The sequence below is a fragment of the Collimonas fungivorans genome (assembly GCF_028292705.1).
GTDB lineage: Bacteria > Pseudomonadota > Gammaproteobacteria > Burkholderiales > Burkholderiaceae_D > Collimonas > Collimonas fungivorans_B.
Genome location: NZ_JAQGLV010000208.1, coordinates 1 through 4,325 on the forward strand (window position 1 = coordinate 1; position 4,325 = coordinate 4,325).

The 4,325-nt window shown below is 60.4% G+C and carries 5 protein-coding genes and 1 pseudogene; 2 read left to right on the forward strand and 4 right to left on the reverse strand.

The features are described 5' to 3' along the window. The first annotated feature begins 74 nt into the window (after positions 1–74). Together JWQ61_RS11715 and JWQ61_RS11720 are read left to right on the forward strand one after the other, a co-directional pair. Positions 75–887, forward strand: a complete 813-nt coding sequence (locus tag JWQ61_RS11715; RefSeq protein ID WP_304360688.1) for a transglutaminase family protein — start codon at positions 75–77, stop codon at positions 885–887. A gap of 127 nt (positions 888–1,014) precedes the next feature. Beyond that, complete coding sequence (locus JWQ61_RS11720; protein WP_304360689.1) at positions 1,015–1,887, forward strand: peptidase; 873 nt, start codon at positions 1,015–1,017, stop codon at positions 1,885–1,887. 86 nt (positions 1,888–1,973) lie between these two features. On the opposite strand, the gene panB is transcribed toward JWQ61_RS11720, so the two are convergent. The 4 genes and pseudogenes from panB to JWQ61_RS11740 form a co-directional block, all read right to left on the reverse strand. Next, positions 1,974–2,804, reverse strand: coding sequence for a 3-methyl-2-oxobutanoate hydroxymethyltransferase (gene panB, locus JWQ61_RS11725; protein WP_304360690.1), 831 nt, complete (start codon positions 2,802–2,804; stop codon positions 1,974–1,976). Positions 2,805–2,806: 2 nt separating this feature from the next. Continuing rightward, positions 2,807–3,466, reverse strand: coding sequence for a deoxynucleoside kinase (locus tag JWQ61_RS11730; protein WP_304360691.1), 660 nt, complete (start codon positions 3,464–3,466; stop codon positions 2,807–2,809). Positions 3,467–3,558: 92 nt separating this feature from the next. Continuing rightward, positions 3,559–4,059, reverse strand: a complete 501-nt coding sequence (folK, locus tag JWQ61_RS11735; RefSeq protein ID WP_304360692.1) for a 2-amino-4-hydroxy-6-hydroxymethyldihydropteridine diphosphokinase — start codon at positions 4,057–4,059, stop codon at positions 3,559–3,561. After that, positions 4,056–4,325 (reverse strand): annotated as a pseudogene (locus JWQ61_RS11740) (polynucleotide adenylyltransferase PcnB); the annotation flags it as partial. The pseudogene JWQ61_RS11740 and the gene folK, both read right to left, overlap by 4 nt.

Consider the following 4,325-nt stretch of genomic DNA (forward strand, 5'->3'; position numbering starts at 1 on the left):
TCTTCGAGCTTGGCAATCGCATCAGCCGCGATTTCCTGGTGCCGCTGAATACCTGATAGCGAATTTCCCCACTGATGCTCCTTACCATCCGGCATGAAACGGTTTACCACTACACCGCGGCGCTGACCTACACGATCCAGCAGCTGCGGCTATCGCCGCGCGCGGAAGCCCAGCAGCGCACGCTGGCGTGGCATATCAGCAGTTCGGGCAACCGCCACCCCTACATCGATGCGTTCGGCAACCTGTGCCATACGCTGACTGTCACCAAGCCGCACCATGAGGTACGCATCATCGCCGAAGGCACGGTCGCGGTGATCCCGCTGCAGCAAGGGCGGCTGCCGCAGGCGGGAGAATTTTCACCGCTGGTGTTTACCGTGCCAACCCAGCTGACGCAAGCCACCGCGGCAGTCATGGATTTCGCCCATAAGAATTTGCGCGCGGGCGCCGACAGCAGGCAGCTGCTGGAGCTGGCGCAGGCGATCTGCGCGGCGGTGGCTTACCAGAGCGGTTCGACTGCGGTAACCAGCAGCGCCGACGACGCGTTGGCGCTGGGCCAAGGCGTGTGCCAGGACCATGCGCACCTGTTCCTAGCCTGTTGCCATATTGCCGGCATCCCGGCGCGCTATGTGTCGGGCTATATCGATCCCGGCAACACCAATCACGCGGAAAGCCATGCCTGGGTCGACGTCTGGGTGCAGGAAGGCGATTTTGCCGGCTGGATCAGCATCGATGTGACCCATGCCTGTTTTGCCAGCGACAATTATTGCAGGCTGGCAATCGGACGCGACTACGATTCGGCCGCGCCGGTACGCGGCGTGCGGCGCGGCGGCGGCGAAGAAACACTGACTGTGCAAGTCAATGTTTCTGCCTTACCATCTGATCAATAAGAGAATCAATAAGCGGCTTACACAAATTTACAATAAATTGTCGTATTATTAACATAAAACCCTGATCTGACCGGGAAACCGCCCTGGCTTCCTGTAAAATCGCCACTTTGCATTTTCCTTCGACACCATGACTTACTGCGTTGCCCTCCGCCTGGAAACCGGCCTGGTTTTTCTTTCCGACTCCCGCACCAATGCGGGCGTGGACCATGTCGCCACCTCGCGCAAGATGAGCGTGTTCGAACATCCCGGCGAACGCCTGATGGTGTTCATGACCGCCGGCAACCTGTCGATTTCACAGTCGATCAAGGAAATCATCGGCGAACATACGAATGGCGCCGGCAAGACCATCTGGACCGCGGATTCGATGTACGAAGCGGCGCAGATCGTCGGCGAGGCGATTCGCACCGTCTATGAGCGAGAAGCAAAGGCGCTGGAAAAATTCGGCATCGATTTCAACGTCAGCATCATTTTCGGCGGCCAGATCAAGGGCGAGCGCTGCCGCTTGTTCCAGATTTATTCGGCTGGCAATTTCATCGAATCGCACAACGAAAACACCTACTTCCAGATCGGCGAATCGAAATACGGCAAGCCGATACTCGATCGGGTCATCACGCCCGCCTCAACGCTGGACGAAGCGGCAAAATGCGCATTGATTTCGATGGATTCGACGCTGCGCTCGAATGTCTCGGTTGGCTTGCCGCTGGATATGCTGCTGTATGAAAACGATACGCTGGCTGTCACGCGCTTTGTCACCATAGGCGAGAAGAATCAGTATTTCCAGATGATTCGCGAAAACTGGGGCAAGCAGCTCAAAAGCGTATTCGACGGCATCGCCGATCCGGTCTGGAACGCCGATCCTGCGACCACCTCGAATGTGCTGTCGGCGCAAGGCTCGCGCAGCGAACCGCTGGTAGTGACGCCGCCGCAAGGAGTCGGCAGCGACAGCCAGCCGGCGCCGCTGCAAACCCTCGCCCAGGGAAGCAACGGCAAACAGCACTAACAAGCTCGACAATAAAAAACGGCGCCGGATCTCGGCGCCGTTTTCAATTCAGGCTTTGCTTCAGCACCGGCCGTAGCCCGGAAAACTCAGAAACAGTGTTCCGGCGCCGGAAACGACTTGTCTTTCACCGCGCTGACATAGGCCAGCACAGCCGCATCAATGCTGGTCTGGCCTTCCATGAAGTCTTTCACGAAACGCGCCTTGTGGCCGGGGAAAACACCCAGCAGGTCATGCATCACCAGCACCTGGCCGGAACAGTCCGGACCGGCGCCGATGCCGATGGTCGGGATCGACAGCAGCTCGCTGATTTCCTTGCCCAGCGCTGCCGGAATCGCTTCCAGCACCAGCAGGCTGGCGCCCGCCTCTTGCAGCGCCAGGGCGTCGGCTTTCAGCTGCTCGGCAGCCGCATGCGACTTGCCCTGCACCTTGTAGCCGCCCATCTGGTGCACCGACTGCGGCGTCAGGCCGAGATGGCCGCAGACCGGGATCGCGCGTTCGGTAAGGAAACGCACGGTAGGCGCCAGCCAGGTGCCGCCTTCGATCTTGACCATCTGCGCGCCGGCCTGGATCACCGGCACGGCGTTGGCAAATGCGCTTTCCGGCGTGGCATAAGTGCCGAACGGCAGATCCGCCAGCACCAGCGCGGTATGGTTGCCGCGCGCCACGCTGGCGGTGTGGTAGACGATGTCCTGGATGGTGACCGGCAGGGTTGAGCTGTGGCCCTGGCATACCATGCCGAGCGAATCGCCGATCAGCAAGGTTTCCACGCCGCAGCGATCCATCAGGGCGGCGAAGCTGGCGTCGTAGCAAGTCAGCATGGTGATTTTTTCACCTTTGTCGCGCAAGGCTTGCAACGCCGGAATAGTGATCGGCTTGCTACGTGCCGCCGGGTCGCTGCCTTGTAAATATCCTGCCATTGTCATTCTCCACGATTGAAAAATTCACGCTTGCCGCGCATGCCGTCGATGCGCGCCAAGAGCAAGCTGAAATCGGCATCGTTGCCGGCCAGGTCCAGGTGTTCGTTATTGACGATCATCAGCGGCGCTTCGTCGTAGTGATAGAAGAAGCGGCTGTAGCTTTCGCACAGGCGCGCCAGGTACTCCGGCGAAATGCTGGCTTCCATCTCGATGCCGCGCTTCTTGATGCGTTCCACCAGGGTGTCCGGCTCTGCTTGCAGGTAGATCACCAGGTCCGGCGTCGCTGCCTGCGGCCGCAGGTGGTCGTACATTTGCTGGTACAGCTTGAATTCCTCGTCGGCCAGCGTCAGGCGGGCAAAGATGGGGTCCTTGGCCAGCAGGAAATCGGCGACCAGGTGGCCGGGGCTGTCGAAGAGGTCGTTCTGCGCCAAGGTTGTGGAAAAATCGCGCAGCTGGTTGATGCGCTGGAACAGGAAGAACATTTGCGTCGACAAGGCATAACGCGGCGCATCGCGATAAAATTTTTCCAGGAACGGATTGGCTTGCGGCTGCTCCAGCAAGACCCGGCCGCCCAGATGCATGGCGATCTTGTTGACCAGCGTAGTCTTGCCGACCCCGATCGGGCCTTCGACGACGATGTACTTATAGCTGTCTAGATTCATGTTTAAGAAGTGTGCTGCCTACGTGAAGGGGACAGTGTGCCAGAAGCCGGCGCATCCGGCAGGCTGCCCTCATAAAACAAATCCCTATATCCCTATATCTTGCGGATGGCCTGGTCCGCGACTTGCGGGGCAAACTGGTGTGCCGGGCCTTGCTGGGGAATGACGATGAAGGGATCCAGCTGCAACAGCGGGATCAGGACAAAAGCGCGCTGCGTCATGCGCGGGTGCGGCACGGTCAGCACCGCGTCCGCAAAGATCGACTGGCCATATAACAGCAGGTCCAGGTCCAGCGTGCGCGGGGCATTGGGATAGGGACGCTGGCGGCCGAAATCCTGTTCGATCTGTTGCAAGCCTTGCAGCAAGGCATGCGCGTCCAGGCGGGTCTTGATGCGCGCCACGGCGTTGGTGTAATCGTCGCCGCCGGCGTCCAGCGGCGCCGTGCAAAACAGGCTGGACTGGGCATCCAGGCTGGTGTCAGGCAGTTTGCCGAGCTGCAGGATGGCGCGCTGCACCTGGCCGCTGGCGTCGCCCAGGTTAGCGCCGATGCCGATGTAAGCAGTGACCGCTTCGGCGGCAGGAGAAATTGCCGTCATTGACCACCTTGCTCATCATTGCCGCGGCCGCCCGCGCTGCTGTCTGTGTTTACACCCTTGGCGCCGCTGCGCGAACCGCGCCGGCGCGGACGTTTTTTGGCAGGCGCCGCTTCGGCCGCAACCTTCGGTTTTTGCGCCAGCAGCAATTCGCGCTCGCTGCCGTCGCCTTCCATGAAGCCGGTCCACCACTCGCCGATTTCGCTGTCGATCTCGCCCGAGGCGCAACGCAGCAGCAGGAAGTCGTAGCCGGCGCGCAGGCGCAGGTG